Below are 25402 nucleotides of genomic sequence, written 5' to 3'. Positions count from 1 at the left end.
GCGCCTTGCGGGGCTCGTGCCGTACGGCCGTGGGCCTCACGATCGGTGACCGCGACCCGTCGAGAACACCAGCCATCTGTTGAGCGCGGCCGCGCGTTGTTCGCAGCCGCCGCAGGGCTTCCTCACCCCCATCGTGCTCGTCACGCGCTTGACGGCGTCCCCGAGTCCGATGGACTCGTCCGTGACGAAGCCGGGAAGGCGCACCCGGTGCGGGCGGTGTTCGCCGGCCCGGGCGGTGCCGTCCTGCTTCTCACCCTCGGTCATCCTTCTCACCCCCTCGGGTGGCGGCGGTCGCGGTCCGCGGCAGCCCGGCCGGGAGAACCGCCCGCAAACGACCAGGTGCAAACGGAGATCATCCGGGACGGACAGTGGCGGGGGATGGGCAGTTGGGCACGAGGACTCACACACACTCGCGCTGATTCCAGACTGCGCCAGCCCGCTCCGTCGTGCACCTTGGCGCGCGCACCCTGCGCGTAACCTGAACAGTGAGGGCTGCTCGCTCGGGGGCGTCGGCCGAGTTGCGGTCGGCGCGGCCTGCCCGTCCGGATCACCCTGACGGGAGCGAAACCATGACCACCCCCGGTTTCCACGCCGAGGCGGCCGTCCGCCGGATCTCTGGCCGGTACGCGACAGGCCAGCCCACCCAGATCCTGCGCCGCGCCGCTGCCGAGCGGATCGTGCCCAGCTTCAGCGAGGAGGAGCGTCAACAGCTGATCGTCTGCAACCAGCGCGTGGATAACTGCCTGCGCGACTGCGAACCTCTGGCGGACAACTTCTACGAGTGGCAGCGGTGCAGCCAGGCCTGCTGGGAGTACTACGACCAATGCGTCGCCGATCCGCCGCTCGGATGGTAGGCGCCCGTCGCGTCCGCGTCATGGCAGGGCCGACAGTCCGGCCGCCCCGACGATGGCGTCCAAGCGGAGCATCTCGTCCGCCGCCTGGCGGATGTCACCTCGGTCGATTTCCGCGACCCGATGTTCCGGGACGCCGTGCCCTGCGACGCGCCCCGCGTGGGACGCATCCACACATCCATGGGACGGGTGGGCGCCCTGGGCATCACCACCCTGCCAGCCTTCAAGGAGGCGGCATCCATGCTCGCGCGGGACGAGCTTGAGGGCGTCACCGCCACCCCCTGTACGTCGACTTCCCTGAGGGAAGCGGCTATAGGGCGGCATCCACTGGAGCACGGGCGACTGACGCGCCCCGTTCCACGGCATGAAAGGGTTCATCACGCCCAATTCGGTCGGACGGTCCTGGCTCTCACCAGCGGCGCCGTGGATGTCCTGGCCAGACTCATGGGGAGTTCTGGCGAAGCGTGACCAGATCGCCAACCGCGAGAGGCGCGTTCCCCGCATAGGCCGGCCGACGAAGTTCGACACGTCCGACCACAAGCAGCGCCACACGACGGAGGGCGAGATCAATCGCCTCAAGCACCACCGCGCGGTCGCCAGGCTCACGGTGGACGCGACGGCACCCGGGGCCCCTGGAGGTCCACTCCCACCGGGGAGGAGTGCCCTGGCGGGTTCTCCCCCAGGCTGCCGGCAAGACGCCACGGCAAACGGCCCCGACCTCCATGAGGAGGCCGGGGCCTTGATCGCTCCTACGCCTGTGCTCATCAGTGGCCGAGCGCAGGCTTCCCGCCTGGGACCCCGCGACCGCCCCGGGTACCGGACGGTGCGCAGTGTGCGTGGGATACAGAGCGGCTCCGCCCTCGCAGAGGGGGAGCCGCTTTGCCGTATGCGGTTGGAAGTCTGGGTCAGGCGTGGCTGTGGTGGCGCTTGTTGCCGGTGACGAGCCGGTAGATGGCGAGGAGGATGACGGAGCCGATGATGGCGGCGATCCAGGTGGAGAGGTCGAAGAAGCCGTCAATGGAGTCGACTCCGAAGATGACCTTGCCGAGCCAGCCGCCGAGCAGGCCGCCCGCGATGCCGATCAGCATGGTGATGATGATGCCGCCCGGGTCCTTGCCCGGCATGAGCGCCTTGGCGATGAGGCCCGCGAGCAGTCCTATGAGAATCCAAGCCAGAATGCCCATGACGTCTCCTACCTCGATGTATAAAGCTGCTGTCAGGGGTCGTCTGCACCGCGACAGTGTTTTCAAACTCCCCACTCATGCGATCGGATGCTCGACAGTACGAAGCCGGTGCAAGCACTTCGCTTCCGCGTTCTGCAACAGCCAGTTCTCTCCATGGGTACCAGGGCCGCTTCTTTGACGGCCCCACCGGCGGGTGAGCGAAGCGTTCGCCGAGCGGACCGAGGGCGGAATGAAGGGCATCGAGGGCAAGCTGCCGGCACGGGCCCCGAACTCGGGAGGGGGCAGGCAACTCCGGGCGTCTGCCTTTGATCGGCCGACAGCGCGGGTAGCACCTCGCTCGTTGTGCAGGGGTGGACGACGAACCGAACCTTGTAGACCAGCGGCCGTACGAGGCGGGACAGCCGCGCCACGCGCTGAGGTTTCACATCGAGACTGCCCTCGCCCGGCGTCTGGGAGCCATGGCCGAGCCGCCGACGTGGACGGCCCCGGCGGGACCGAGCCACGCGACGGATGGTGCCGGGCCATAAGAACTCCTAACGAAATGATCTTCAAGGTGGTTGGCTTCGGGACTGATGATCCGGGGTGCGGGTGGTTCGGTCGAAGTCCTGGCAAGGCGAGGACGAACTGTGGGCGGTGCACGCTGCGCCGCGGAGAACCTAAATGCGTCGACAGCGCCTCTCGGCACCCGGCAAAGTGGCCACCCGTGACGAGCAGTGAACTGTGGACCCGCGCAACCGCCGACCGCTACGACGCCGAGGAGGCCGAAGCGTCCTCGGCTGCCGTTCTCGGACCGACCCTCGCCTTCCTCGCCGGGCTCGCCGGAGACGGCCGGGCACTGGAGTTCGCCATCGGAACCGGACGCGTGGGTGTCCCGCTCCGGGAACGCGGCGTGCCGGTGGTGGGCATCGAACTGTCCGAGCACATGGCAGCGGTGCTGCGGCGCAAGATCGACGAGGACACCCTCCCGGTGGTCATCGGGGACATGGCCACCACTGTCGTTCCAGGCGGGTTCACTCTGGTCTATCTCGTCTACAACACCATCACGAACCTGCTCACGCAGGACGAGCAGGTCGAGTGCTTCCGCAACGCCGCACGTCATCTGGAGCCCGGCGGCCGATTCGTCATCGAGCTGGGCGTGCCGCCGCTGCGGCTTCTGCCGCCCGGCCAGGTCGCGGTGCCGTTCGACGTCTCGCAGCAGCATCTCGGCTTCGACACCTTCGACCTGGTCGAGCAGATCCTCGTCTCGCACCACTTCACCCGCGACGGCGACGACGGCCACTACCGCCGCGAAAACTCCCGGCACCGGTACGCCTGGCCGGCGGAGCTCGACCTGATGGCACGGATCGCGGGGCTCGAGCTGGAACGTCGCGTTGCGGACTGGGACGGGTCTCCGTTCACCCAGGACTCCGCGAAGCACGTCTCCGTGTGGCGCAAGCCGGCCTGAGGTCGGCCACTGGGCCATCAACGTTGGTCGTGCCTGTCTTGAACTTCTTCGGGAGTTCAGGCGGCGCCAGCAGATCAGTGCGCATCCGGGGGCGAGGAAGGCTTCGTGGATGTCGTCCCGGATCTCCCTGCGGATCCGCAGGTGGCGGAACCAGTACAGGTGGGCGAATGCTCGCTCCACGACCCAGCGTTGCGTGCCCAGGCCCGAGCCGTGCTCGGTGCCCCGGCGGGCGATCAGCGGCTGCACGCCGAGATCCCGGACGAGGCGGCGGTACTGGTCGTGGTCGTAGCCGCGGTCGCCCAGCACCACGTCCGGGCGGCGCCGGGGCCGGCCTCGCTTGCCCCTCACCGGCCGCACCGTCTGGAGCGGCGGGATCAGCTGGGTGACGTCGTTGCGGTTGGCGCCGGTCAAGGTGGCGGCGAGCCGGATACCGGTGGCGTCGGTGATCAGGTGATGCTTGCTGCCCGTCCTGCCCCGGTCAACAGGGCTTCGTGCCGTCTTGGTTCCCCCTTTCAATGCCCGTATGTGGGAGCCGTTGACGGCCGCCCGGGAGAAGTCCAGGGCGTTCACGCTGCGGAGCTTGGCCAGAAGGACCTTGTGCAGCCGGGGCCAGACTCCAGCCTCGGTCCACTCGGCCAGGCGGCGCCAGCAGGTCATGCCCGAACCGAAGCCGAGTTTCTGCGGCAGGCGTTCCCAGGCGACCCCGGTGTGCAGGACGAACGGGATGCCCTGGAACACCAGCCGGTCCGGATGCCGCCTCCGCCCGGGGTGCCGGGGCCGACGCTCCACCTTGTGCAGCAGCCGCTCGATCACTGCCCACAGCTCGTGGTCGACTTCCCACGGCTTCGGCCGCGCCACTCCAATCCCCGGATCGTCGGTCCCGGAGTGATGCAACCACCTTGAGGATCATTTTGTTAGGAGTCTAAGAATTGTCCCGCAACTGTGGTTGGAGGGCAGCCGCAGCCTCGTCGGGTGGTCGGGCTCCTCCATGGTGGCCGGCTCATTCCGAACGTGCTTCGCGAATTGGCGACCTCCTGCCCCGGCCTGTACGAGGCCCGGAAAGTCCGCCCGGCTGTGGGCGCATGGTCGGCGTGGCCACGGGCAGGCGGTGACGGTATGGATGCGCACACCACTATCAACGGGACCTGCGGCTCCACCGGTCGTCGCGGGGCCAGTACCACAGGTGACTCACCAGGGCTGCCGGCCACCGCAGCCGCCGCCCGCGACCGGGTGCGTGCCCTGCTGCAGTGCGCGGGGATCAGCCTCGACAGCGTCATCGCTGCCGACGCGCTCCTGATCACCTCTGAACTGGTCAGCCACGCGATCTGCCACGGCGGCGGCCTCACCGCCTTCCACAGCAACATCGCTGACGACACCCTCCACGTGACTGTCGGGGACAAAGACCCACGCAGCCCCTCAGCCCGCACCGTCACGGCCGGCGAGCCGGGTGGTTACGGATGGCCGCTGGTCCAACGCCTGGCCCAGCACATCCACATCACCAGCCACCCCCATGGCAAGACCATCACAGGATGCCTGCGCCTGACCTGACTCCCCCGGTCACGGCTCGCCGGGCCATCCCCCGCACGCCGCCCAGCCACGTCGACGGCAGTGGAAGATGGGGCGGCCCGGTGATACTGCCGCCGAGAAGGACGGCCGCGCCGACGGCACTACTGCCGATCTTGAAGGCGACGCCCTCCTCCGTGAAGGCGCCCCTGCGCGCGGGGCAGGGTCGAGCGGGTGCGCGGCATGGCCGTGGCTAGGGCGATGTACGCGCCGCTGGCTGATCAGCGGCCGTCCCGGCTCATTCAGTCCATCAGCCGGGGCCGCGTGCCGGGGGTCAGCGCGATCCAGATGGACTCGCTCTCCCGAATGACGTAGATCTCGTCCACCCGCGCGTTCCAGTTGCGTGGCACCACGAAGTAGCGGCCGTCGTGCTCCGTGAGCAGGCGCAGATTTGAGTACCGGTAAGGGTGCAAATGGTCGTTCGGGAGCTTCTCCTCTCGCACCGAACCCGTCGGCAGACTCAGTGGTTTGGTGCTGAGAACGAGGACACCCGTCCAGCTGGTGACGGCAGCGGCATGTGCCCGAGCGTCCTGCCTGCCCTGCTGCCAGGCCACGTTGGTCACCGTCCAGAAGAGGAAGATGCCGGCGGCGAAGACCGGAACAGCCTGGCGGCGGAACCCTTGCGGGCGGCGCCCCTCGGCATCCCGGCACTGGCTCAGAAGAAGCCCGACAGCGATGGTCAGGGGCCCGGCCCAGCCGTACGGCTGGATCTCCTGCCACAGCGCGAGCAGCACGATCCCTGCGACCACGAGGAGCGGGTACCAGCGCGCCGCGGCCGCCTCGATGCGCGTCACCCGACGGGGGCGGCGGCTCCACGGGACACAGACCAGCAGGGCCACGCACCCAGCCGCCACCAGGATGTCCAGGTTCAGCAGATTCAGGCTCTCCAGGGCGACCTGGCTGAACCCCAGGTTCAGCGAACCCCAGCGGAGATTGAAGTAGTCGTAATAGGTGCTGGTGTAGATCGCGCCGATGTAGAACATCAGCGCGGCGATGAACGTCCCCTGAGCGACGACGATCTTGACGAGGGCAGACGGCCCGTGAAGATCGCCCCCGGCCTGACGCGGCGGTTTCCCGGCGCTGGGCGGGGGCTGCTCCGTCCCGTGCACGAAGGGCCCGCTCACGTGCTTTCGGGAGCCGGCTCTGGAAGTTCGGGGTCTCCCGGTGAGGGCTCCTCGGGCGTCGGCGGAGGGGCTGTCTGGGTCGGTTCGAAGGGCGGATCAGTCGTTTCGTCGGCGGTCTCCTCCGGCGGGGGAGGCGGGGGAGGGACATAGCCACCGGGCGACGTGTTCGCCGGATCCCGCGGCTCCTCCGTCGAAGGACCGCCCGTGTCCTGCGCCGGAGGAGCATCCGGCTCCTCGGACGTTGGAGCGTCGGTGTCCCCGGTCGGCGAGGTCGTGGGAGCGGGGTCTGGTTTATCGGGATCGCAGGCGGCAAGACCCGACATACCCAGCAGCATCAGCAAAGCGAGCACTGTGGCGCGTACGCCACGGACGGTCCGGTACCGCATCCGACCTCCTTGATCGTCAGCGAGCGTATGGGCGGACGGGGCGGAGAAGGGCGACCCACGCCTCCCGGGCCCAGCTCTCCGCCCGATCGGACGCCCCGTCAAGGCCTCGCCTCCGCTCTCCTTCTCACTCCGTACGATCGCTCGGGCGCGAACGCCGCCCGCCCCCGGCGCGTGCTGCCGGGGGCGGATCGGGGTGGGGTGGACTCTTGCACGGGCAGCTCTTGATGGCCTCGCCGCACTCTTGTGCGCCTTCCTGCTGATTGGCGTTGCCGGTGACGTCTCGTGGTGCCGAAGACCGGGACGACGCACTGCGCCGCTCCGCCTTCTCCCGCACCGAGACCGGAAGCAGACCTTCACCCGCACCCTGGACGAGCCTGCAGTACTCCTTCTCCTACGCCAGCCCCGCCGTCCTCGGCACCAAGCAGGCCGCCTGCAAAGAACGCCTGGGCCGTGAACTCACCGCGTTCAGCCCGACCGGCAGCTTCGCAAACACCGCCCCCATCGAAGCCGTCAACGCCGCCAGGCCGTAACCGGTGGACAGCCCAGCACCGTCCTCACCCTGACCTGCTACCTCGGTTACGCGAAGGGCGCAGCACCTTTGATAGGTGCGGGCCCTACGCGTGTCCTGCGACCGACTGAGGCTTCGGTCAGTCAGAGCTGCTGCTGGATGAGGTAGAAGCCGAGACCGACGAGTCCAGCGCCGGTGGCGTGGGCGGCGCCGCGTAAGGCGCTGGAGAGCAGGGCGCTGCCGCGATGCGCGATCCAACGCCGGGTGTGGCGGATTGGCGGGGTCCGGTCCGCGGGGCGGGTATGACGGCCAGGTGCGCGGGCCCCCTGCCGAGCGCACCGGCAAGGGCCGCCGCGCCGGCGGCCAGGTCGCGCAGGGTATAGGCAGGCGCCTCCGGATCGCGCAGGTCGTAGCGCACCACACGACGGCCACCTGCGGCGAGATGCTCGCACAGTGCGTCGGGCCCGGAGAGCATCGTTGTCCCGCCCACCAGCAAGACGAGCGGCGCGTCGTCCTCACCGTACGACTCGACGCCCAAGATGACCCCATTGACGCGGACAGCGGTCATCTGATCACCGCAGGACGTCGTAGGTCAGGTGCGTCGCGGTCGAGGTCGAGACCACGCTCCGCTGCATCAGCGTGCGCGGTGCTCCCCCGGTGAACAGCGGTGTCCCGGCGCCCAGCACCACGGGAGCGAGATGCAATGCCAGCGTGTCGAGCAAGCCGGCCTCCAGCGCGGAGGCGACCGTGGCGCCGCCGCCCATGAGGACCACGTCCAGGTCCCTACCGCTGGCAGAGGCCGCCGCCTCGGCTCGCTCGCGCGCGATGGCGACGGCGTCGGGCAGACCGGTGGTGACGAACGTCCAGTCCAGATCGGCCAGCCGCACCGACTCCGGCAGCGATCTCGTCACGACGACGAACGCGGGTCTGCCGACCTCGCCGGCACCGTAACCGACCGTGTCGTCCCAGCCGTCCGGCCCGTCGACCACGTCGAAGAGGCGACGGCCCAGGACGACGGCGCCCGAGCGGGCGGTGCCCTCACGCAGGATGCGGCGGTCGTCGGGGTCGTCGGAGAACGCCCACGCGTGCAGCGCCTCGCCGCCGGTGCCCAGACCGTTGTCAGGGCCGGGGTCGGGCCCGGTGACGAAGCCGTCGAGAGAGACCGAGATGTCAGCGATGATGCGAGTCATACCAGGGCAGACCCGATCCGCCGACCGAAGTCATCGCTCACGCAGGAAGCGCGTGGCGGACACGAACTAGACGGCTCGATGCACGAGGCGGCACGCCGGACGTTTCGCGGAGGCGCTTCGCGCGGGGCCGGGACACATCCGTTCCCCTGTACGGGGCGGCGCAGGCCGCAGGCGCAACGCCGAGCGATGATGGAAGCATGTCCGATCGTGACGACTTCCTGACGTGGGTCAGGACCGCGTTGTACGAGGCGGAGGTCGCGCTGCACAACGGCGACGCCGCTCCCCGACGTGCGCTCTGGTCGCGCACCGAGCCGGTGAGCGTCCTGGGAGCGTGGCGCAGCGCCGCGGGCCTAGAGGAGCTCGACGCCCTTTTCGCCGGCCTCGCAAAGACCTTCTCCGACTGCACCTCGTACACATTCGAGCTGCAGACCTACGACGTCAGAGGCGACATGGCCTACACCGTCGGCCTGGAACACACCTCCACCTCCGTGGACGGGCAGCCCCGTACGTACACGCTGCGCGCCACCCAGGTGTACCGCAGGGAAGACGGCGCCTGGCGGGTCGCCCACCGGCATGCCGACACGCTGACCGACTAGGACCTGTCCTGGCGATCATCCGGTAGGGCGCCCCGGTGATATTTTGACCGGAATCGCGAGAGAAGGGGCGGGTGAATCCGTGGACCGTGACCTGCGGCGCGCGGTGGTCGTGACGCTTGGCGAACTCGGGCGAAGCGATGATTGGCGTGACCGGGCGGATGCCGGTCACAGCCTGGCAGGGTTCGCGGAGATGCCGGAGGCCGTTGAGCCGCTGCTGGGGCTTGTGCTCGACAGTGGTGACACCTTCGTCACCCGGCGGACCGCGGAGGGCTTGCTTCGGCGAAAGGACAGGGCCGGACTGACGATAGTCGCGTCCGCACTGGCAGTCGCCAGCGACAACCACGCCGATTACATCCACACCGCGATCTTCGATGTCTTCAGCATCTTCTCGGACGACCTGGACGAGGCGCTACGGCTCTGCGAGGAGATGTCGGGTGACACCGACGATCGTGTTGCCCGGGGGGCCCGTCGGCTGCGCGAAAGCCTGGCAGAGATCGATTCCGTCCTCCGCCCCGCCTAGCGGTCGATGGCTGTTGTGAGGTGCAGAATCTCGACTACGGCTGCGCGGAACGTTGCAGGCTCAGTGCCACGGAGCATTTCCGTCGATCATGTGCGGAGCCAGATCGTTAGAGCTGCCGCAGTGACGGTGCCGAGGTGGACGTCACCGCGCTTGTCGTAGCGGGAGGCTACCGCCCGGTGCTGCTTCAGTCGGTTGATAGCCCGTTCGACCGTGTTCCGTTTCTTGGGAACCACACCAGCCGGGCATGCTCCCCCGCCACGCCGCCAACCTCCACCAGCGGACCGCAGGACGTATCGGGGGCCGGACCCGCCTCATCCGCCGAGCAGCCATCACCGCCATCAGCGACGGCACCGATCGCATCACCAAAACCAGCCTCGAAGCGATCCGCTTGGACCACCTCGCCGAAACCCACCACCACCCCACCCCGAACCGACTCACCACACCCCACCGGTAACCCCCCGCACCGTCCGACGACCTCACACCACACAACGCTGTGACCAGCTAAAACACACGTCGGCCCTTTAGAAGGCAGGACCACACGAGGACACGGAACACCCCCACGAAACGACACCAGGCCGCCCCGGACAACCTCTGACCGCTCCCAACGTCATGACCGGACCCTGGCTTCTTGGAGGCCCAGGGTCCGATGCTGTTCCGAGAGTGCAACGCGCTCCCCCAGCCCCAGCGAAGATCGGGTGTCTCCGCAGATCAGGGGTGCAACACGGCTCTGTACCCAGGTAGCCGTCCTGGCGGTTATGGGTTGAGCCAACCATTCGTTCGCGGCGATCCGGCGCGGCGGCATCCTGGGCGTGTCTGCTGCGGGACTGCCGGCGACGCTGGATGCGCGCTCCCGTCGTGGCCGTCGGCGATGGGCCGGAGCCCTTTTCGAGCGCGGCCACCTCGCAGAACGCTCTAAGGCTCACGCGGCCTGAACCACCTCACATGACTCTCAAGTATTGGCGATGACCCAACCGAACCGGCCTACACGTAGGGTCGGATGGCCACGGTCACGTCCATGTCGAAGGCGTTCGCCCCCGTCGCGGAAGGCAAACCCAGGGCCCGGTCGAGCGCGCGGCTCAGTGGACCGCAGCCACTGGTCCCCGGGGCGGCGAAGTCCGCGTCCTGGGCGCCGAAGGCGAGGACCAGGGGTTCTTTGGATATCACCCGGGTGGGAACGGTGTCCTTGAGCACAAGGTGGACAGCGTCCTCATCACTGCCCACCGAGCAGCCCGACGGCGGCAGGGCCAGCCCGTGCGCCGAGCCCAGGGCGAACTTGAGGTCGAACTCGCCGCGCCGAGTGTCGTCGGACAGGAAGTCCGAGTAGCCGCCGTACTGCGGAGTCAGGGTCAACGGGGTTCGTCCTACCCGGATTGGTGCAGCGGTCATCTCCCCGAAGATCTGGCGGAATTCACCGTCCACACGGCCTTCCGCAAAGGTGATCTTCATAGGTTCGGTGAGCGGCTCGTCGACGGCGCCCATGCGCAGATGCCCCGTGGCGTGCATGACCTCGCAGCGCCAGGTCCCGGGGTCCGCACCCGCAGGCAGCTCGTCGACGGTCGGGCAGGCGGAGAAGTCGAACTGGGGCAGATCCGCCGCTTGTTCAGCTCCATCCGCGGGTGCGGCGCCCAGGGCGAGTCCGGCAAGCAGTGCCGCCGCAGCAGTACTTGTGAAGCGGTGGACTGTGCGCTTCAAGGTCACTCGGTTCGGTGTCATGGACCCAGCATCGCAGAGATTTCTCTGCATAGGAACATCTGCAGAAGAATCGCTGCTGTTGGTAGGCTGCTGTCATGACGAACGAGCGGAGAGCGGAACACCCAGCGCGGCGCACCCTCGACAGCCCCGAGGTGCTCAAGGCCCTGTCACACCCCCTGCGCCTGCGCATCCTGCGCCACCTCGGCGCGGTCGGCCCTGCCACCTCAACCACGCTGGCCGCCGCCCTCGGCGAAAACACCGGGACGCTCAGCTACCACCTGCGCATGCTGGAGCGCAGTGGCCTCATCGAGGACATCCCCGAGCGCTCCACCGGGCGTGAGCGCTGGTGGCGCGGTGTGCGCGGCCTCGACATCCGCAGACCCCCGCAGGGCGAGCTGACGGAGGCCGAGCGCGCCATGTCGGCCGAGCTGGACCGGATGAGGATGGAGGAGGACGTCGATCTCGCCCGACAGTTCACCGCCGGGCAGGCGGAGTCCGAAGGTTGGATGCGAGGTTCACGCAGCCTCATTCATCTCACGAAGGGCGAGCTGGACGCGTTCCATGACGACTATCTGGACCTGCTCGCACGCTACGCCCGCGGCCCCGAGGATGCCCCCGACGACGCACGACCCGTACTCCTCCGCTGGTTCGGCCTGCCCGCTGACTGATCGGCAGCCGGCCGACGAACTGTCTGATCGGCCGACCGGCGCGCAGGGCGGCAACGGCCAGGTCACCGGCGGTGCCGAAGAAGGCGGGCAGCCAGGTGTCGATCTGCTCCTTGGCGACGGCGCCGATCAGCGCTGCGGCGGGCAGGAAGGTGCCCAGCAGGGCCTGGCCCGTGCCGCCGTTGCCCCAGAAGATCTCCTCAGCGACCACAGGCTGGAGGAGGCCGGTGAGGTCGGCGGGTCATCTGCAGCGCGAACTCGGGGGTGTGCAGGCCGACCTTGGCGGCTCCCTCGATGACGACCCAGCCCGGCTACTGCGGCTGCTCCACACTGGCAGCGCCTTCACGATCGAGGAGCCGGGCGGGCGGTGACGTCACGGCCGGCCGGCTGCGCCCCCAGCCCGAGGGCTGCGTAAGTGGGAAGGTCGTCAGTCGGTGGAGAGTGCTTCGAGGAGGTCACCGACCTGCGGGTCGGGCAGTGCGCGGGCGACGTCGGCCTGCGCGACGATGCCCACCAGGCGGTGGCCGTCGATGACGGGCAGGCGCCGGACCCTGTGCGCGGTCATCGTGCGCAGGATCTCCGCGGCCTCGTCGTCTGCGCCGATGGTGACCGCCTCGCCCTGGGCGAGTTCACCGGCCTTGCACTGGGCCGGGTCCTTGCCGACGCCGAGGACCTTCACGACGATGTCGCGGTCGGTGAGCATGCCCTTGAGCTTGTCGTCTTCGCCGCAGATCGGCAGCGCACCGACTCCGAGCTGGGTCATCTTCTTGGCGGCCTCAAGGACCGTCTGCTGCGCGCCGATGCACTCGGCGCCTTCCGTCATGATCTCGCGAGCCGTGGTCATTCGGTGCTCCTTCGCTGTGGGTGCGCGTACGGGTGGTGTTCCTGGGGCGGGGACGGCACGTCGAGTGGACCCGTCCGGGGTGGGTCAGGTGTGCAGACGGCTGTTGACGCCGTCGTGTTCATCCGCGTGGTCCTCGTCGAACCAGTAGTCGCCAGCGGCCAGGTAGCGGAAGGAATGAACGCTCTTGCCCGGCAGGGCGACGGTGATGGCGCGCATGCCGTCTTCGCGGGGCTCAAGGATGTGGGTGCCGGGCTGCCAGTCGTTGAAGTCGCCGACGACACTGACCGGGCCGGGAGGCGACTCGGCAGGCAAGACGAAGGTGACCTGAGTGCGGTCCTTGAGCTGCTTGCGTTCCAGCATGGAAGGGACTCCTGTCGGCAGGGGACTGTTCCGACTCATCCTCGATCCCGCTGCGAAGACGAGCAGCCGGACGCGGCCGTATGCAGTCCTCCCATCACCCGTGCGGGCACTGGCAACCGCGCCGGGAGTCGGCCCCCTCGCTCGTGGGGGAACGAGCCGGGCCCGGGTGACAAGAGCCGGCTCTCGCCACCCGTTCGGGGATGTTCTGATGGTGGGGCCGGGAGTGTGCGTGTAGCGTCGGCGGCAGCTGTCATGGTTCCGAAGTACCGGTCGCCCGTGAGCGCAACATGCATGGGCGATTTTTCTGTTTTCTCTGAGGACCAGGGCGATCACCTCCGGTTCCCGCACGGTGCGGGACCGAATCCCAGTCCCCTTGGAGGACGACATGGCCACCGGAACCGTGAAGTGGTTCAACGCAGAAAAGGGCTTCGGCTTCATCGAGCAGGACGGCGGCGGCCCCGACGTCTTCGCCCACTACTCCAACATCGCCAGCTCGGGCTTCCGTGAGCTCCAGGAAGGCCAGAAGGTGAACTTCGACGTCACCCAGGGCCAGAAGGGCCCCCAGGCGGAGAACATCACCCCCGCCTGACCTTGCGCCCACACGGCACCCGCCCCGCGATGCCCGCCGGGCGGGTGCCGTGCGTTTTGGAGCGGTGCAATGGCCTGGTCGCGCTATGGCGAGCCGCCCGGGCCGGAGGCGCGGCTGCGGGCATCCTGGCGGCTGTTCAGCATCCCCAAGGCGCAGGTCAGCTGCGTTGGAGGCTGAGCTGCGACTTCCAGGGCTCCACACCACGTCCACCGGTCTTCCGGCAATCCGTGAGACGGCCCTCCACCTCGCCCCGCGGCTGGGCATCGCCGCGCACAGGTACCGGATAGAAGCAGAGGTCCACAGCAGAAGGTTAAGGGCTGTCCCGTAAACCTGAGTGAGTTCACCAGAGACTGGTCCGTGAGCAACTCATGCCGATGTGCGTCTTCTGGCCCGGCCAGTGTGCTGACGCTGTTGGCGAATCCTCCGGGCTCTCGACTTCGCCCCGCTGTGTTGAGGGCGGTCTCTTTGGCGTCTGGCACAAGACATGTGATCGGTCACGCTGCGTCAGTGATCTCGGTGTTCTGAGGAGCATGGAGATCGTTCAGAAGTCGTAGGCGGAAGCCGAGCGGAGGCTGATAGTCGCCCCGCCGGGGCGTCCCGCACGGCCTCGGCGCCCACCGCTGGGTCGTCGAACGCACAATCGCCTGGCTCCACGGCTTCCGACTCCTACGCATCCGAGTCGACGCCCACGGCAGCGAGCAGTACACGTTTTCGCCTCGTTCCAGGACGAGTGCCGTCGTGCACTGCTCGGTGAGGTCCCGGCGTAAGGCGGCAGGGTGTCGCCCGTGCGCAGGTGGCGGCGAACCACCGTCAGCGGGAGGGGGGAAATCCGCGCGAGCGAAGTCGTGAGTGCCGCCTGTGATGCACTCGTCGCCGGTCTCGACACCCCCGGCCTTCGAGTCCTCGCCGCCTGCACGCGTGCCGAGGCGGGCCACGACGTCCACGACCTGCTTCCCGCAGCACTCGACGAACTCGCCCTCACTTTTTACCCGGTCGGCAGTGAGACTGGTCAGGAGGCCGCCGCCCGCACACTCGCCCGCCGCATGCTCGCCGGAGAGCTCACGGCTCGGGAGTTCGCCTTCCGGATCCATCAGCGCCATGGACATGAGATGCCCTTGACCGAGCGCCTCGCTGAACTCGACGACGAGTACGACTCCTCGAATATGGTGACAGAGCCGTGGGCCAGGTCAATGCCCAGGTCACGGCCGAAGCCCGCCGCCTCGCAGCCCACCCCGCGGTTCCCGCCGAACCCACGGATTCGCCCAGCTGATGCGCACGGACAGACCCGTGAGATTCCGCTGAACAGACTTCGGTTTCCCTGAACCCACCGACCTCTCCGGCCTCGGGATTGGTAGGCCGCATGTTGAGGTGTCGCGTATTCCTCGGTGAGGTCAGTCGTGGTGTCACCGTGTGTGTTCGTCGAAGGTGCCGTCATCTGCTGGCACAAGACCCCGGTTGTCCGCTGCCTGTGCGCCGTTCCGTACCATCCGCTGGTGATATCCCGTCTCTTCTCCACGCCGCGCCGCCGATTCACAGCCGTGCTCACAGCGATGGCCGCCGTCGTCGCGTTCGGTTCGTGGGCGCTGTGGCCGGTCTACGACTCGTCGTGCGTCGTCTACTCTGGGGCATACATCCCCATGAATGCGCCGAAGGCCGAAACCGACGCCGCCGTGCAGCGGGCTTACGACAAGGCCCTCGCCGACGGCGCGTGCGGTCCCAGGCGGGCGCGCTTCCACAATTGGATTCAGTGAGGTCAATCCTGACGTCACCGTGAGTGGTCGCCAGGGGCATATCTGCTTCAGTTCCTCCGGCTCCGGCAAGGAGGCGGGTGGCTGTCTTGTCGTAGTAGCCGAGTGCCTTCGCGATGACGGGAGCCGGGGCCTGGAGGACGAGTTGTCGGATCGCGGAGGTCCTGCCGCGCTGCGGCGGGACGCCGATCTCTCGCAGGTGGACTTGGAGGCTCACCGGGTTCATGCGCTGTCCGGGCTGGCGGCCGGGGAAGAGCCACTGTGAACTTCTGCTGCTGACGTAGGGCAGGTGCTGGCGGGACTGGATGTAGGCCCGCATGAGGTCAGCGACGGGCTCCGGGAGCGGGGACGCGGATCGCCCAGCCGGGCGGCGACGGTGGCCCCGTCGCCGAGGATGTCGTCGACCGTGAGGCGGACGGTGCTGGTGACGGGTTGCTGCGTCGATAACGCACCACAATCCGCTTTGGCCGTGTCCTACATGGTCAGTGTGAGGAGCCGTTTGTAGCAGCAGGGGATTGCAGCGACTCCGAGTGATCGGCTGGAAAGCCGGTGGCAAGGAGCGCGCCCACGAAGGCTGAGCCAGAACCTGAAGGCGGACAGCGTTTGTCGATGACTTTGGGCAGCAATCAGTGATCACTGGACCTCATCATGTCGACGAGTTTTGACGGCGCTGGAGGGCTCCCCGGCTACCTCTTGTGCCCGGACTGTGCCCGCAAGGTTCCCGCCTTCGCCGCCCTCCTGCACGACGCTCTGCGTCCCGAAGGACGCCTCCTCATCCAGCAGATGTCGCGCGGCGGCGACGCGCCCGGTGGTGGCGCGTTCATCGAGACGTACATCGCTCCCGACATGCACATGCGACCCGTCGGCCGGACCGTTGGCCTGCTGGAGGCCGCCGGCCTGGAAGTCCGCTTCGTCGAGTCCCATCGCGAGCATTACACGCTCACCATCGACGCCTGGCGCGCTCGCCTCGAAAACCACTGGTCGGAGGTCGAAGACCTGTCGGAGAGACCACCGGCCGTGGCGCCTCTACCTGGCCGACGCGTCCCTGGCCTTCGCCGAGCGCCGCATGGGCGTCGACCAGATCCTTTCCGTCCGCCCCGCCCGCGGGGGCGGCTCCGCCATGCCCGCGACCCCCGCCACCCGGTAGCCGACGGAGGAGCTGTCGTGAACGGCCTCGCATGGGGACCACCGGCCTCGGACCTCGCGACCACCGCTACTGTGGCGGCGGGGGTGCTGCTCGCCACGTTCGCTATCCCGTACGACGGGACCTGCACCGTATGGTCGACATCGCCTGGGGTGTCGCCTTCAGTGCCGTCGCGGCCGTCAGCTATCTGCTCTCCGCGGGGGAAGGCAACGACGCCCGGCGCCTGCTCGTCGCCGTCGCGACCATCGTCTGGGGGCTGCGGCTGTCTGCACACATCGCCCGCCGCTCGCGGGGCCACGGCGAAGACCCGCGGTACGCCGAGCTTCTCGGGAAAGCTCGCGGAAGCCGCACCTGGCATGCGCTGCGGACCGTGTACCTCCTTCAGGCCGCGTTGGTCTGGTTGATCTCCCTGCCCGTCCAGACAGCCTCCTACAGCACCGCGCCCCTGGGAGTGGCTCGATGCCGCGGGGCTGACCGTATGGACGGTGGGGATCGGCTTCGAGGCCGTGGGCGACCACCAGCTGGCCCGCTTCAAGACCGACCCGGCCAACCGGGGCTGCATCATGGACCGCGGGCTGTTGGCGTGGACCCGTCACCCGAACTAGTTCGGCGACAGCCTCGTCTGGTGGGGCCTGTTCCTCCTCGCCTGCACCAGCTGGCAGGCCGCCCTCATCAGCGCGGTCTCGCCCATCGTCATGACACTGCTGCTCACCGTCGGCAGCGGCAAACGCCTCCTCGAAAGACACATGGCCCACCATCCCGGATACGACGACTACGTCGCCCGCACCAGCGGCTTCCTGCCCCTGCCGCCCCGCCGAGGGCGCGCACACGCGAAGCCGAGGAGGTGAGACGTGCCCCCGACGCCGCCCTTCCGCGATACGAGCACCACTCCGGCGCTGGCTCCGCTCTTCGTCCACCGCCCGCTACCGGGAGCACGGGCCGCCGTCCTCGTCCTCCACGGCGGCCGCGCGGACGCACTGCAGACACCCTCCACGCTCAACCTGCCCGCACTACGGATGCGGCCCTTCGCGACCGCCATCGCACACGTCACCGCCCACGACGACGTCCTCGTCGCCCACGTCCGCTACCGGCATCGCGGCTGGAACGGCCACCACGCCCACCCCGTGGCCGACATCCACCGCGCACTCGCTCCGTGGTGCCCGCCGACAGAACCGACCGCCCATCTGAGCGGCCGCACGATCTGCGCGCTTCACGACGAAGCAGACCGCGTCACCTCTGCCCAGGACACCTGGTCCTACCTCACCCGCGCTCACTCCGCGGGGGCCCGAGTGATGGGCCTGCGCATGCCCCACGGGGGACACACCATGATCCGCCGCGTGTGCCCGCTGAGGCCTGGGCCTGAAAGTGCGCGTAAACCAGGCCGTACTGCTGCACGTCGAACCCTTCCGTATGGACAGTTCGGTCGCGAAGCAGGACCTACACCGCGGCCAAAGGTAGGGGTGCCGCCACCCCAGCCATGTGCCGAGTGCAACGCTGAAGATGCGGGCCCGCAGCATGCCGGCCATCGACCCGCTCCCGGTGGTCGAAGGCCCCAGTCCGGCCGCCCGCGGGCCGACGACCTGAGCGGCCACGGTGATGAGGCCGATGAGGGCGCCGGCGGCGATGAGGAGCGGCAGAGGGGGCGCAGCCCGCAGCGAGCACGCCCAAGCCGGTCAGACGGCAGCTTTGACGTACGTCATGTACGTGGCCCAATTCCAGTATGGACCGGGATCGGTGTGGTCCGTTCCTGGCACCTCATAGTGTCCGATGATGTGGGTTCGGTCCTTGGGGATGCCGTACCGGGTGCAGATCGCGGCGGTGAGCTGCGCCGACTGTCGGTACATCACATCCGTGAACCAGCTGGGGTCGTCGACCCACCCCTCGTGCTCGATGCCGATGCTGCGGGTGTTGTAGCTCCAGTTCCCCGCGTGCCAGGCGATGTCCTTCTCCCGGACGAACTGGGCGATGTAGCCGTCCGCGGAGGCGAGCATGTAGTGCGCCGACACCTTCCGTGCGGGGTCCTGGAAGATCCGCCTGGCGTCCTGGAAGTACTCCTGGGTGACGTGGATGATGACCCGGTCGATGGCATAGCTGGTGGGCCGGTTGGAGACGGTGTAGTTCGAGGTGCTGGCGGGGATCCAGTGGGTGGTCGGGTAGCTTGCGGCGCGGGCTGTGCCGGCGGTGAGGGGTCCGAGCGCGGTGGCGCCGGCGGCGACGGCCGCGCCTTTCAGCAGGCCGCGCCGTGACGGGTTCGCGATGTCCATGGGGGCTCCGTAACGCAGTCAGTGAAGTGTGCGTGTTCGTGCCGTGCAGGCCCAGGCGCGGTGGGCCGCTCGACGGTCGTCGGCGGCCCACCTGCTTGGGGCTGTCACCCGCCCGCGGTCACGGCGTGTTGTTGGCCAGGGCCAGGAGCCGGTCGCGGGTGCCGTTGAACTTGTCGCGGTCCACGTTGCCGGAGATGCCCGACACCGTGCCGGTGCTGGTGTACTGCCACACCGTCCAGGCCGGGAAGCCGGTCGGGACCGTGGGGCTGGCGGCCGTGGTCCAGTGGGCCACCCAGAGCGGGCTGCGGGTGGCCATGCCGGTCCAGCCGCCGGTGCAGGTGTTCCACCAGCTGGGGCTGGTGTAGATGACGATGTCTCGCGTGGTCCGGGTCTTGTACGTGTTGTAGAAGTCCAGGATCCAGTTGCGCATCGAGGTCTGGGACAGGCCGTAGCAGTTGCCCTCGATGTCCAGCACACCGGGCAGCGTGAGGTTGTCCTTGGACCAGGCGCCGCCGTTGGACGCGAAGAAGTTTGCCTGGGTCGCCCCGCTGGAGGCGTCGGGCCGGGCGAAGTGGTACGCGCCGCGGATCACACCGGCGTAGTAGGCGTTCGTGTAGTTGGCGCCGAACATCGGATCCTTGTAGCTGGTGCCCTCGGTGGCCTTGATCCAGGCGAACTGCTTGCCGGCGTTGCGCACCGAGGTCCAGTTGATCGTCCCTTGATAGTGCGAGACGTCGATGCCCTGGACGCCGTCGGTGGCAGCCATGGGGCTGACCGAACCTGGGGCCGTTTGCGTGTTGTGCATGGTGACGCCCAGGTAGCCCGTGCCCAGCGGGATCTGGTCGCCCTGGGACTGCGCGGCCTGGGCGGTGCTGCCGGCCAGCAGGCCGAGGGTGACGGTGAGGGCGCCGAGGGTGGCGGCGGCGCGGCTCAGGGGGGTCAAGCGGGATCTGGAGACGTGCATGGGGGACCTCCAAAGGTGTTGGCGGTACGACCAAGTCCGGAGGGTGCAAGGTGAGTTGTACACGTCAAAGCTACGCGCGTAAAGTGACCCCGGATCCGTAAGAGCACGACGAGCAACCTGGCCCATCAGAAGCGTGTGCAGGTAAGGGACGCTGACGAATCCAGCAGCTCTTCCGCAGGGATGTTCTTGCTCTTCGGTCCGGAGACCGTGCCGTGCCACTCCACGTAGGCCGTGGTCCTGCCGAAGGCGTCCTGGCTGGCCTTGAAGCGGACGTCCGCCGAGCCGAAGAACCGCTGGAGGTAGGCCCGCTCGCCGGCCTCCGTTGTCAGCGGAGCGTCCAGCCCCGGCCCCGACAGCCGTGCGTTTCCCATCCGGGCGAGTAGGGCGTCGACGTCCTCCCCGTTCCATGCCGCCAGGCTTCCCGTCTGTCCCCCTGTGCGCGGCTGCTGGTACTGCGGCACCCGCTGGGTCAGCACGAGCAGCGGCCCTGCCTGACTGTCGCGGTCGACCTGGGCGCAGACGCGGCCAGCAGAGCCTCGGCGAGGGCGGTGACGTCCTTGCAAAAGCTTGGGGCGCCCACGCTGCGGCCGGCAAGACGGTCCCGCCGACCGCCTGCTGGCATCAGGCCAGCAGGTTGAACTCGTAAGGGACCGATCCCAGCTCCCACCTGGACTCGAGAGGCCGCTTCCAGTCGCCCGTGCCGGGATGGACGAAGTTGCTCAGGCCGTCGAAGCCGACGAGATCGTTGTGGCCGTCGGAGTTCACGTCCGCCGAGCCGGTGATGTCCTTGTAGCCACCCCAGCCTCCGCCGATCCTTGTCCGGGTGGCGAAGGTGCCGTCGCCCTTGCCGAGGTACAGCCACAGAACTCCGGCACGGTCGCGGGCGACGAGGTCACCGGCCGGGCCGCCCGCCAGGTCGCCGGTGGCGGCGACGCGGTCGCAGCCGCTCCAGCCGCCGCCGATATCCGCTTGTCGGCAGCGAAGGGCGCCTGGGCGTTGCCGGTACCCGGGTAGAGCCAGAGGACGCCGGCCTTGTCGACGCCGAGGAGGTCGCTGCGGCCGTCGCCGGTCACGTCGGAGCCGCCGGTGAGTGTGGCGTACGTCTGCCAGCCGCCGCCGATCGTCTGGGGAACGACCGCACTGCCCGGAATCCCCGCCCTGTGGCCGGTGTCGAGGCGGGTCAGGGTGCCGTTGCTTTCCCGTACCAGCAGGTCGGGAGAGCCGTTGTCGTTCAGATCGCGCGGGTTGACCTTGCGGGTGACCGTGAAGGAACCGGAGGCGCTGACGGCGGGGCCGAGCTTGTCCAGCGGGGTGGCCGTGAACTGCCAGTCGTACGCCCCGTTGAAGGCGCGCTCGCCACTGTCCAGCAGGCCGTCCCAGCGGATTCGGGCTATGTGAGGGGCGACGTAGCCGTTGTAGGGCGGGACAACCGTCCGGATTGCCGTCCTGCCCGTGCGCTGGTGACGCAGCGTGACCTTGACCTGCACGTTGAGCCGGGACAAAGACCAGTCCAGGTTCACCTGGCCGCGGTTCTTGTCGAGGTCGACGGTGGAGGGGATCGTCGAGGGCGCCAGGGCAAGCTTCACCGGTACGCCGTTGCTCGCGATCATGGTCGCGGCGGGCTTGCCGTCCGCCCCGGCCCTGATCCGGAAGAGGCCTTCGCCCCCAGCGTGCCGCCCTGCACGAGCAGGGCGCCGTCCGGCTCCCGGACGGCGTGACTGTAGGTGTCCAGCAGCTTGAACTCGGCCCCCGCGAACGAGCGGGCGCGGAGAGCCTGGAGCGGAGAAGGCTCCATGAACAGCTGATCGTCGGCGCACAACGCCCAGTCGCCGATCACGTGGACCGCAGGGTCGTACGGCCGGCCCAGGGCGAAGGAACGACGGGCGCCGGTCTTCCTGTCCTCCAGCACCAGACTGACCTTGGCAGCAGCGTCCTCCGTCATCCAAGCCCGCAGGGTCGGGGACATGTCCCCGGGATACCTGAACAGGGCGTCGGCAGGTACCACCACCCCTTGCGCGCCGCTCACCGCGCCCGAAGCGAGGTCGAGCGTGGCCCGGTACTGCTTGCCACCCGCCTTATAGGCAAGCGCGACGGACGGGCCCTTCACCGACTCCGGCCAGATCGCGGTCGCGTCGGCAGGCAGCCCGGTCGCCACCGCCCGGACGGCAGTGCCGTTCGTTCCGGGACGGAAGAGGTACAGGGTTTCGTGGCCCGTGGCCTGGTCGGCTACGGTGAAGAAGAGGGTGGAGCCGGCCGCGCCCCAGACGCTCGCGCCGTAGAGCCGGCCCTGGTCGACGCTCAGGACCACTTGCCCCGTGGCCATGTCACGGACCGTCGTCGCGCCGACGCTGGGCTGCTCCACGACGCTGTCCGACCCCTGGATGTACGACAGGCCGTAGGACAGCTTGGTGACCGCCCCGGTGTCGAAGCGCACCCAACGATTGACGTACGTCCGGGAATCGCGTACCAGGTAGCCGCTCGTACCCACCCCCGCGATCTCGCCCGCCGGGAGTGGCAGCAGGCCGCCCTCCTACACCTCCGCGGCCGCGGACGGGACGGCTGTCGGGGCAGCCGTGGCGGGAGCGGCTGTCAGGGCGCCGGCAGCGACGGGGAGGCCAGCGACGACTGCCGCGCCGAGCCGACGAGGAGCGGGGTGCAAACGAGGGTTCACGGGACGGATTCTCTCCATGAGTCTGACCAGGACGTCCACGATGTCGCAGGTCAGACTCACGACCGGCCCGGACGGTTGTACGGGTCTGTCGAAGAGAATTGACGTCCGCTCGGGCTGAACGTGGTTCGACCCTTCCAAAGCACGGAACGTTTTCTGGCCCTGGCCATAGCAGACGCGAGTGTCCTGATGCCTCAGTCATGGTGCCCGATGAGGCGAACTCGTCGGTGGGAGTGTTAGTCCCATTGGTCGCGGTACAACTCGACGTGGATCTCGCGTGCTTCGCCGCGAATGCCGTCGTTGGAGTGACGCTTGGTGCCGGGGACGACCCCAGAAGATCCGGTCCTTCGCCCATATCCTCTACGGCACCTCGCTGGCCTGGCAGGCCACTTGGCTCTACGAGCACGCGCGGCGCCCGGCCGAACGCGAGCGCAGTGACGCCGGCGACGTCGCCGATGCCGATCGTTATCTACGGTTGTCAACTGATTCTGCAGGTCGACAAGCTGCAACAAGTTAGGCAAGCGCCGGTCTCGACGGCGGTGAACGCGGCGCGACTCATCACCTCGTCGATCTGAACTCTTCCTTCAGGAACACGAACGTGCCGGGCATGCCGTCTCCCATCGATCACGCGAACCGCCCCCTGATGGGGTACGTCGAACCGCATCAAAGCGCCCGCATGCCACCCGCCTCAACGACCAGCGTGCCTCCGCTTGGCCCCCGGTGTGCGCGTGGACCGGCGGACAGAGGCCCGGACCAGCGGCTTCGATGGGCAACGGCTAGCATCCCGTACGTCCGGGACCGCCGTGCGGGCCTTCCTCGGGCCGTCCGTCGTACCTCCGAGCACGGGAAGCTTGTGTCCGATCCGCTGGCCGACGACCCGCGTACCGCCACCGTCGCGTCGGGCGAGAGCATCTCCCTCTCCGACAGCCACAAGAAGGTCCTGCTGCAGGAGCTCGGGGTGGGTGAGGCCGTCCGGTCCGTCTATCACGACGGCTGGGGCTACGCCGTGCTCACCGGGAAGGGGCTCCTCCTCTTCCGCAACCTCCTGGCACCGAAGGTGACCCGCGTGACCGGGCCGCTGTGGATCCTGCGGAGCGCGTACGGCATGTTCGACTCCGTCGAGATCCTGGTGGAGGGAAAACCGCACAAGCTGCACGACTCCAAGCTCGATCCGAAGGGAGAGTTCCTGGAAGCAGCGGGAAGGCTCCTGCCGCCAGGCTCGCCCCTGCGCCCCGGCGGCGGGAAGCGGACCTCCACGTGGATATGGCGGCACCCGGTGTCAGGGGTCGTGATGGCCGCGGCGGCGCTGGTCGCCGCGCTGAGCGGGCCCGGGCAGCCCGACGCCGTGGCGCGGGGCGGGACGGACCACGCGCCAGCCGTGCCCGACTTCCACGGGGCCTCCCTGGCCACGGCCGCCGCGACGGCGCGCCGCGGGTCGTGGCGGGTGGCGGCTGCCGACGCGTCCTCCGCGTACCGGACGGTGACGGCCGCTCAGGCCGACTGGCGAGTCTGCTTCCAGAACCCCTCCCCCGGCGAGCAAAACCGCCCGTACGACGGACGCTGACGTTCTACGCGGTTCCGGAGGCCGAGCCGTGACCCTCGCAACTGAACGGGACCTGGCGCGTCGTGATGCCGGATCTCGTCGGCGAGCGGTTCGACGCCGCGTCGCGGACGCTCGCGGCGCTCGACCTCGACCGCGTCACGCGCTTCCACGCGCACACCGGGCAGCATCTGGACGACCGGCGCCAGAGCCTGGCGGACTGGCAGGTCTGCCGGCAGCAGCCGGAGGCGGGTATCGAGGTTCCCGTCACCACCCAGGTTGACCTGTGGCTCATCGATCCGGACGCCTCCTGCACCACGCCCAGCCCGAAGCCGAAACCGAAACCGAAGCCGAAGCCGAAGCCCAAGTCCGGCTCGCAAGCGACTTCGAAGCCCAAGCCGCGTGCTCAGCCGTCTCGTGACTCCGCCTCGTACGGTGCTACGTCGGGAGGAAGCGGCGACGGGTCATGGGACGACGGTTCCTCCGGGGGGTCGGATGGCACAAGCGACACAAGCGGCGGCTCCGGCACCGGTTCCGGCGTTGGTTTCGGTCAGTTCTGCTCCCCCGTAGGTGCCACCGCCACGACTTCCGACGGGCGTCCGGCGAAGTGCTTCATGGGTAAGGACGGCGCGGCCCGGTGGGGGTACCGCTCCGGCTGAGCGCGGTCGCCAGAGCGCCCGTCCGGGGTGCTGCCTCTTCGTCCCCCTCGACTGCGCCGCCCTCCTCTACCGCAACCCACGCCTGGCCAGAGCGGCCCACACCCAGGACGCCTCCTACCTCGACGCCCTGCGCACCGATGACGACACCCAGTGGAACCCCAGCGACTACGCCCACCGCCTCAGCCGCCGCGCCCGCGGCCTCCCCCTGTGGTTCTCCCTCGCCGTCCACCTACAGCGAGGCCATAGAGAAAGCCCTCACCCTGGCCCGCGACACCGCCACGCTCATCAAAAATACCCCGTACCTCCAACTCATCCGCGAACCTGAGCTCTCCGCCGTCCTCTTCCGCCGCACCGGCTGGACCGCTGAGGACTACACGGAATGGTCAGCCCGCCTCCTCGCCGGCCAGACCGCGTTCATCGCACCCACCGGCCGGGAAGGCGAGACCGTCGCCCGGTTCGCCTTCCTGCGCCCGGAGACCACTTCGGAGATGGTTGCGGAGATCGTAGAAACCATGGCCTGAGACCGCCCGGCGGCGCTGTTCCGCCACCGCTGCTCACGCGGTGGCTGCAAACACGCGCCGGATACGGTGAGTAGCAACTCCACGGGAGTTCCTTCACCCCGTGACCTGCCTCGATGCGTCGCGGCGGAAGGCAACTGCTGGGGAGAATGAAACCCCGCTAAGAGCTGTCCCGTAAATGATCTTCGGGGCGCGTCAGGTGCGCATGGCTGCCGTACAGCCCGTTGATCTATCCGGCGAGGGCGAGGTTGTACATCCGGGCGTTCCCTCCAAGTGGCCAACCCCGCTGAGGAGGGTGTCGTGCCGCTTGGCCAGGACCAGAGTGATCAGGCACTCGGCAGCTGCCGATTCCGCTTCCGGCAGACCGCTACGCCTGAATGT

Annotated in this window: 28 protein-coding genes and 5 pseudogenes; 17 read left to right on the top strand and 16 right to left on the bottom strand. The window is 68.6% G+C overall.

Annotated features, from left to right (window positions below):
- Positions 1 to 36 precede the first annotated feature (36 nt).
- Positions 37 to 264 carry a hypothetical protein gene (locus ACZ51I_RS14955; RefSeq protein ID WP_384149285.1) on the bottom strand — a complete coding sequence of 76 codons (228 nt, stop codon included), beginning with the start codon at positions 262 to 264 and terminating at the stop codon, positions 37 to 39.
- A 305-nt stretch (positions 265 to 569) separates the two neighbouring features.
- Between ACZ51I_RS14955 and ACZ51I_RS14950 the strand changes: the two genes are divergently transcribed.
- On the top strand, positions 570 to 854 hold the full coding sequence (locus ACZ51I_RS14950; RefSeq protein ID WP_468875555.1) for a hypothetical protein: 285 nt from the start codon (positions 570 to 572) through the stop codon (positions 852 to 854).
- 902 nt (positions 855 to 1756) lie between these two features.
- On the opposite strand, the gene ACZ51I_RS14945 is transcribed toward ACZ51I_RS14950, so the two are convergent.
- Positions 1757 to 2035, bottom strand: coding sequence for a GlsB/YeaQ/YmgE family stress response membrane protein (locus ACZ51I_RS14945; protein ID WP_467185656.1), 279 nt, complete (start codon positions 2033 to 2035; stop codon positions 1757 to 1759).
- Positions 2036 to 2738: 703 nt separating this feature from the next.
- Here ACZ51I_RS14945 and ACZ51I_RS14940 point away from each other — a divergent pair.
- Entirely contained in the window at positions 2739 to 3479 is a 741-nt protein-coding gene (locus ACZ51I_RS14940; RefSeq protein ID WP_468875552.1) for a class I SAM-dependent DNA methyltransferase, read from the top strand.
- A 66-nt stretch (positions 3480 to 3545) separates the two neighbouring features.
- Here the strand turns inward: ACZ51I_RS14940 and ACZ51I_RS14935 are convergent.
- Positions 3546 to 4337: pseudogene (locus tag ACZ51I_RS14935) on the bottom strand (IS5 family transposase); the annotation flags it as partial.
- A gap of 258 nt (positions 4338 to 4595) precedes the next feature.
- Between ACZ51I_RS14935 and ACZ51I_RS14930 the strand changes: the two are divergent.
- A complete protein-coding gene (locus tag ACZ51I_RS14930; RefSeq protein ID WP_468875550.1) occupies positions 4596 to 5027 on the top strand; it encodes an ATP-binding protein in 432 nt (143 codons plus the stop codon).
- A 257-nt stretch (positions 5028 to 5284) separates the two neighbouring features.
- Here the strand turns inward: ACZ51I_RS14930 and ACZ51I_RS14925 are convergent, their stop codons facing one another.
- Positions 5285 to 6166 carry a hypothetical protein gene (locus ACZ51I_RS14925; RefSeq protein WP_468875548.1) on the bottom strand — a complete coding sequence of 294 codons (882 nt, stop codon included), beginning with the start codon at positions 6164 to 6166 and terminating at the stop codon, positions 5285 to 5287.
- 658 nt (positions 6167 to 6824) lie between these two features.
- Here ACZ51I_RS14925 and ACZ51I_RS14920 point away from each other — a divergent pair.
- Complete coding sequence (locus tag ACZ51I_RS14920; protein WP_468875546.1) at positions 6825 to 7082, top strand: hypothetical protein; 258 nt, start codon at positions 6825 to 6827, stop codon at positions 7080 to 7082.
- A gap of 117 nt (positions 7083 to 7199) precedes the next feature.
- Here the strand turns inward: ACZ51I_RS14920 and ACZ51I_RS14915 are convergent, their stop codons facing one another.
- Together ACZ51I_RS14915 and ACZ51I_RS14910 are read right to left on the bottom strand one after the other, a co-directional pair.
- Entirely contained in the window at positions 7200 to 7628 is a 429-nt protein-coding gene (locus tag ACZ51I_RS14915) for an alpha/beta fold hydrolase (protein ID WP_468875544.1), read from the bottom strand.
- 4 nt (positions 7629 to 7632) lie between these two features.
- Positions 7633 to 8250 carry a dihydrofolate reductase family protein gene (locus ACZ51I_RS14910; protein WP_468875542.1) on the bottom strand — a complete coding sequence of 206 codons (618 nt, stop codon included), beginning with the start codon at positions 8248 to 8250 and terminating at the stop codon, positions 7633 to 7635.
- A 197-nt stretch (positions 8251 to 8447) separates the two neighbouring features.
- Between ACZ51I_RS14910 and ACZ51I_RS14905 the strand changes: the two genes are divergently transcribed.
- Together ACZ51I_RS14905 and ACZ51I_RS14900 are read left to right on the top strand one after the other, a co-directional pair.
- The gene (locus ACZ51I_RS14905; RefSeq protein ID WP_468875540.1) at positions 8448 to 8846 is read left to right on the top strand and encodes a YybH family protein; all 399 of its coding nucleotides are present in this window, start codon (positions 8448 to 8450) and stop codon (positions 8844 to 8846) included.
- A 79-nt stretch (positions 8847 to 8925) separates the two neighbouring features.
- Positions 8926 to 9366 carry a hypothetical protein gene (locus tag ACZ51I_RS14900; protein ID WP_468875538.1) on the top strand — a complete coding sequence of 147 codons (441 nt, stop codon included), beginning with the start codon at positions 8926 to 8928 and terminating at the stop codon, positions 9364 to 9366.
- 86 nt (positions 9367 to 9452) lie between these two features.
- On the opposite strand, the pseudogene ACZ51I_RS14895 reads toward ACZ51I_RS14900, so the two are convergent.
- A pseudogene (locus ACZ51I_RS14895) lies at positions 9453 to 9629 on the bottom strand (IS5/IS1182 family transposase); the annotation flags it as partial.
- Between ACZ51I_RS14895 and ACZ51I_RS14890 the strand changes: the two are divergent.
- A complete protein-coding gene (locus ACZ51I_RS14890) occupies positions 9611 to 9820 on the top strand; it encodes a hypothetical protein (protein ID WP_468875536.1) in 210 nt (69 codons plus the stop codon). The pseudogene ACZ51I_RS14895 and the gene ACZ51I_RS14890 overlap by 19 nt on opposite strands.
- Positions 9821 to 10347: 527 nt before the next feature.
- On the opposite strand, the gene ACZ51I_RS14885 is transcribed toward ACZ51I_RS14890, so the two are convergent.
- Positions 10348 to 11079, bottom strand: a complete 732-nt coding sequence (locus tag ACZ51I_RS14885; RefSeq protein WP_468875534.1) for a hypothetical protein — start codon at positions 11077 to 11079, stop codon at positions 10348 to 10350.
- Positions 11080 to 11153: 74 nt separating this feature from the next.
- Between ACZ51I_RS14885 and ACZ51I_RS14880 the strand changes: the two genes are divergently transcribed.
- Complete coding sequence (locus tag ACZ51I_RS14880; protein WP_468875533.1) at positions 11154 to 11726, top strand: ArsR/SmtB family transcription factor; 573 nt, start codon at positions 11154 to 11156, stop codon at positions 11724 to 11726.
- A gap of 424 nt (positions 11727 to 12150) precedes the next feature.
- Here ACZ51I_RS14880 and ACZ51I_RS14875 read toward each other — a convergent pair whose 3' ends face one another.
- Together ACZ51I_RS14875 and ACZ51I_RS14870 are read right to left on the bottom strand one after the other, a co-directional pair.
- Positions 12151 to 12567: a CBS domain-containing protein gene (locus ACZ51I_RS14875; protein ID WP_468875531.1), complete on the bottom strand. Its 417-nt coding sequence runs from the start codon at positions 12565 to 12567 to the stop codon at positions 12151 to 12153.
- 84 nt (positions 12568 to 12651) lie between these two features.
- Positions 12652 to 12927 carry an early set domain-containing protein gene (locus ACZ51I_RS14870; RefSeq protein ID WP_468875529.1) on the bottom strand — a complete coding sequence of 92 codons (276 nt, stop codon included), beginning with the start codon at positions 12925 to 12927 and terminating at the stop codon, positions 12652 to 12654.
- Positions 12928 to 13312: 385 nt separating this feature from the next.
- On the opposite strand from ACZ51I_RS14870, the gene ACZ51I_RS14865 reads away from it, so the two are divergent.
- The 6 genes and pseudogenes from ACZ51I_RS14865 to ACZ51I_RS14840 all read left to right on the top strand — a co-directional run bounded on the left by ACZ51I_RS14865 (position 13313) and on the right by ACZ51I_RS14840 (position 17256).
- On the top strand, positions 13313 to 13516 hold the full coding sequence (locus tag ACZ51I_RS14865) for a cold-shock protein (protein ID WP_215030177.1): 204 nt from the start codon (positions 13313 to 13315) through the stop codon (positions 13514 to 13516).
- 585 nt (positions 13517 to 14101) lie between these two features.
- Positions 14102 to 14194: pseudogene (locus tag ACZ51I_RS14860) on the top strand (IS5/IS1182 family transposase); the annotation flags it as partial.
- A 107-nt stretch (positions 14195 to 14301) separates the two neighbouring features.
- Positions 14302 to 14838 (top strand): hypothetical protein, encoded by a 537-nt coding sequence (locus tag ACZ51I_RS14855; protein WP_468875526.1) that lies wholly within the window; start codon positions 14302 to 14304, stop codon positions 14836 to 14838.
- A 90-nt stretch (positions 14839 to 14928) separates the two neighbouring features.
- Complete coding sequence (locus ACZ51I_RS14850) at positions 14929 to 15267, top strand: hypothetical protein (RefSeq protein WP_468875524.1); 339 nt, start codon at positions 14929 to 14931, stop codon at positions 15265 to 15267.
- Positions 15268 to 15984: 717 nt separating this feature from the next.
- Positions 15985 to 16411, top strand: a pseudogene (locus ACZ51I_RS14845) (class I SAM-dependent methyltransferase); the annotation flags it as partial.
- A gap of 17 nt (positions 16412 to 16428) precedes the next feature.
- Positions 16429 to 17256 (top strand): annotated as a pseudogene (locus ACZ51I_RS14840) (DUF1295 domain-containing protein).
- An 825-nt stretch (positions 17257 to 18081) separates the two neighbouring features.
- Here ACZ51I_RS14840 and ACZ51I_RS14835 read toward each other — a convergent pair.
- The 6 genes from ACZ51I_RS14835 to ACZ51I_RS14810 form a co-directional block, all read right to left on the bottom strand.
- Positions 18082 to 18672, bottom strand: coding sequence for an N-acetylmuramoyl-L-alanine amidase (locus ACZ51I_RS14835; protein WP_468875522.1), 591 nt, complete (start codon positions 18670 to 18672; stop codon positions 18082 to 18084).
- 118 nt (positions 18673 to 18790) lie between these two features.
- Positions 18791 to 19636: a GH25 family lysozyme gene (locus ACZ51I_RS14830; protein ID WP_468875520.1), complete on the bottom strand. Its 846-nt coding sequence runs from the start codon at positions 19634 to 19636 to the stop codon at positions 18791 to 18793.
- A gap of 125 nt (positions 19637 to 19761) precedes the next feature.
- Complete coding sequence (locus ACZ51I_RS14825; protein WP_468875518.1) at positions 19762 to 20112, bottom strand: nuclear transport factor 2 family protein; 351 nt, start codon at positions 20110 to 20112, stop codon at positions 19762 to 19764.
- 145 nt (positions 20113 to 20257) lie between these two features.
- Entirely contained in the window at positions 20258 to 20401 is a 144-nt protein-coding gene (locus tag ACZ51I_RS14820) for a hypothetical protein (protein ID WP_468875516.1), read from the bottom strand.
- On the bottom strand, positions 20398 to 21246 hold the full coding sequence (locus tag ACZ51I_RS14815; protein WP_468875514.1) for a hypothetical protein: 849 nt from the start codon (positions 21244 to 21246) through the stop codon (positions 20398 to 20400). The genes ACZ51I_RS14820 and ACZ51I_RS14815 overlap by 4 nt, the downstream gene beginning before the upstream one ends.
- On the bottom strand, positions 21243 to 22070 hold the full coding sequence (locus ACZ51I_RS14810; RefSeq protein ID WP_468875512.1) for a hypothetical protein: 828 nt from the start codon (positions 22068 to 22070) through the stop codon (positions 21243 to 21245). Before ACZ51I_RS14810 ends, ACZ51I_RS14815 begins: the two co-directional genes overlap by 4 nt.
- A gap of 1087 nt (positions 22071 to 23157) precedes the next feature.
- On the opposite strand from ACZ51I_RS14810, the gene ACZ51I_RS14805 reads away from it, so the two are divergent.
- The 3 genes from ACZ51I_RS14805 (at position 23158) to ACZ51I_RS14795 (ending at position 25024) form a co-directional block, all read left to right on the top strand.
- Positions 23158 to 23868, top strand: coding sequence for a hypothetical protein (locus ACZ51I_RS14805; RefSeq protein ID WP_468875510.1), 711 nt, complete (start codon positions 23158 to 23160; stop codon positions 23866 to 23868).
- A gap of 65 nt (positions 23869 to 23933) precedes the next feature.
- The gene (locus ACZ51I_RS14800; RefSeq protein WP_468875508.1) at positions 23934 to 24503 is read left to right on the top strand and encodes a PASTA domain-containing protein; all 570 of its coding nucleotides are present in this window, start codon (positions 23934 to 23936) and stop codon (positions 24501 to 24503) included.
- Between the two features lie 137 nt (positions 24504 to 24640).
- Positions 24641 to 25024, top strand: a complete 384-nt coding sequence (locus ACZ51I_RS14795) for a hypothetical protein (protein ID WP_468875506.1) — start codon at positions 24641 to 24643, stop codon at positions 25022 to 25024.
- Positions 25025 to 25402: the final 378 nt, after the last annotated feature.

The organism is Streptomyces sp. NPDC034084, from assembly GCF_055575535.1.
The sequence above is the reverse complement of the archived record's forward strand: the minus strand, read 5'-3'. Positions and strand labels throughout refer to the sequence as shown.

Coding starts and splice junctions, on each gene's coding strand:
- ACZ51I_RS14955 (WP_384149285.1), bottom strand. CDS start 264: ATGACCGAGGGTGAGAAGCAGGACGGCACCGCCCGGGCCGGCGAACAC.
- ACZ51I_RS14950 (WP_468875555.1), top strand. CDS start 570: ATGACCACCCCCGGTTTCCACGCCGAGGCGGCCGTCCGCCGGATCTCT.
- ACZ51I_RS14945 (WP_467185656.1), bottom strand. CDS start 2,035: ATGGGCATTCTGGCTTGGATTCTCATAGGACTGCTCGCGGGCCTCATC.
- ACZ51I_RS14930 (WP_468875550.1), top strand. CDS start 4,596: ATGGATGCGCACACCACTATCAACGGGACCTGCGGCTCCACCGGTCGT.
- ACZ51I_RS14915 (WP_468875544.1), bottom strand. CDS start 7,628: ATGACCGCTGTCCGCGTCAATGGGGTCATCTTGGGCGTCGAGTCGTAC.
- ACZ51I_RS14910 (WP_468875542.1), bottom strand. CDS start 8,250: ATGACTCGCATCATCGCTGACATCTCGGTCTCTCTCGACGGCTTCGTC.
- ACZ51I_RS14905 (WP_468875540.1), top strand. CDS start 8,448: ATGTCCGATCGTGACGACTTCCTGACGTGGGTCAGGACCGCGTTGTAC.
- ACZ51I_RS14890 (WP_468875536.1), top strand. CDS start 9,611: ATGCTCCCCCGCCACGCCGCCAACCTCCACCAGCGGACCGCAGGACGT.
- ACZ51I_RS14885 (WP_468875534.1), bottom strand. CDS start 11,079: ATGACACCGAACCGAGTGACCTTGAAGCGCACAGTCCACCGCTTCACA.
- ACZ51I_RS14880 (WP_468875533.1), top strand. CDS start 11,154: ATGACGAACGAGCGGAGAGCGGAACACCCAGCGCGGCGCACCCTCGAC.
- ACZ51I_RS14875 (WP_468875531.1), bottom strand. CDS start 12,567: ATGACCACGGCTCGCGAGATCATGACGGAAGGCGCCGAGTGCATCGGC.
- ACZ51I_RS14870 (WP_468875529.1), bottom strand. CDS start 12,927: ATGCTGGAACGCAAGCAGCTCAAGGACCGCACTCAGGTCACCTTCGTC.
- ACZ51I_RS14865 (WP_215030177.1), top strand. CDS start 13,313: ATGGCCACCGGAACCGTGAAGTGGTTCAACGCAGAAAAGGGCTTCGGC.
- ACZ51I_RS14835 (WP_468875522.1), bottom strand. CDS start 18,672: ATGGACATCGCGAACCCGTCACGGCGCGGCCTGCTGAAAGGCGCGGCC.
- ACZ51I_RS14830 (WP_468875520.1), bottom strand. CDS start 19,636: ATGCACGTCTCCAGATCCCGCTTGACCCCCCTGAGCCGCGCCGCCGCC.
- ACZ51I_RS14815 (WP_468875514.1), bottom strand. CDS start 21,246: ATGATCGCGAGCAACGGCGTACCGGTGAAGCTTGCCCTGGCGCCCTCG.
- ACZ51I_RS14800 (WP_468875508.1), top strand. CDS start 23,934: ATGCCGGATCTCGTCGGCGAGCGGTTCGACGCCGCGTCGCGGACGCTC.
- ACZ51I_RS14795 (WP_468875506.1), top strand. CDS start 24,641: ATGACGACACCCAGTGGAACCCCAGCGACTACGCCCACCGCCTCAGCC.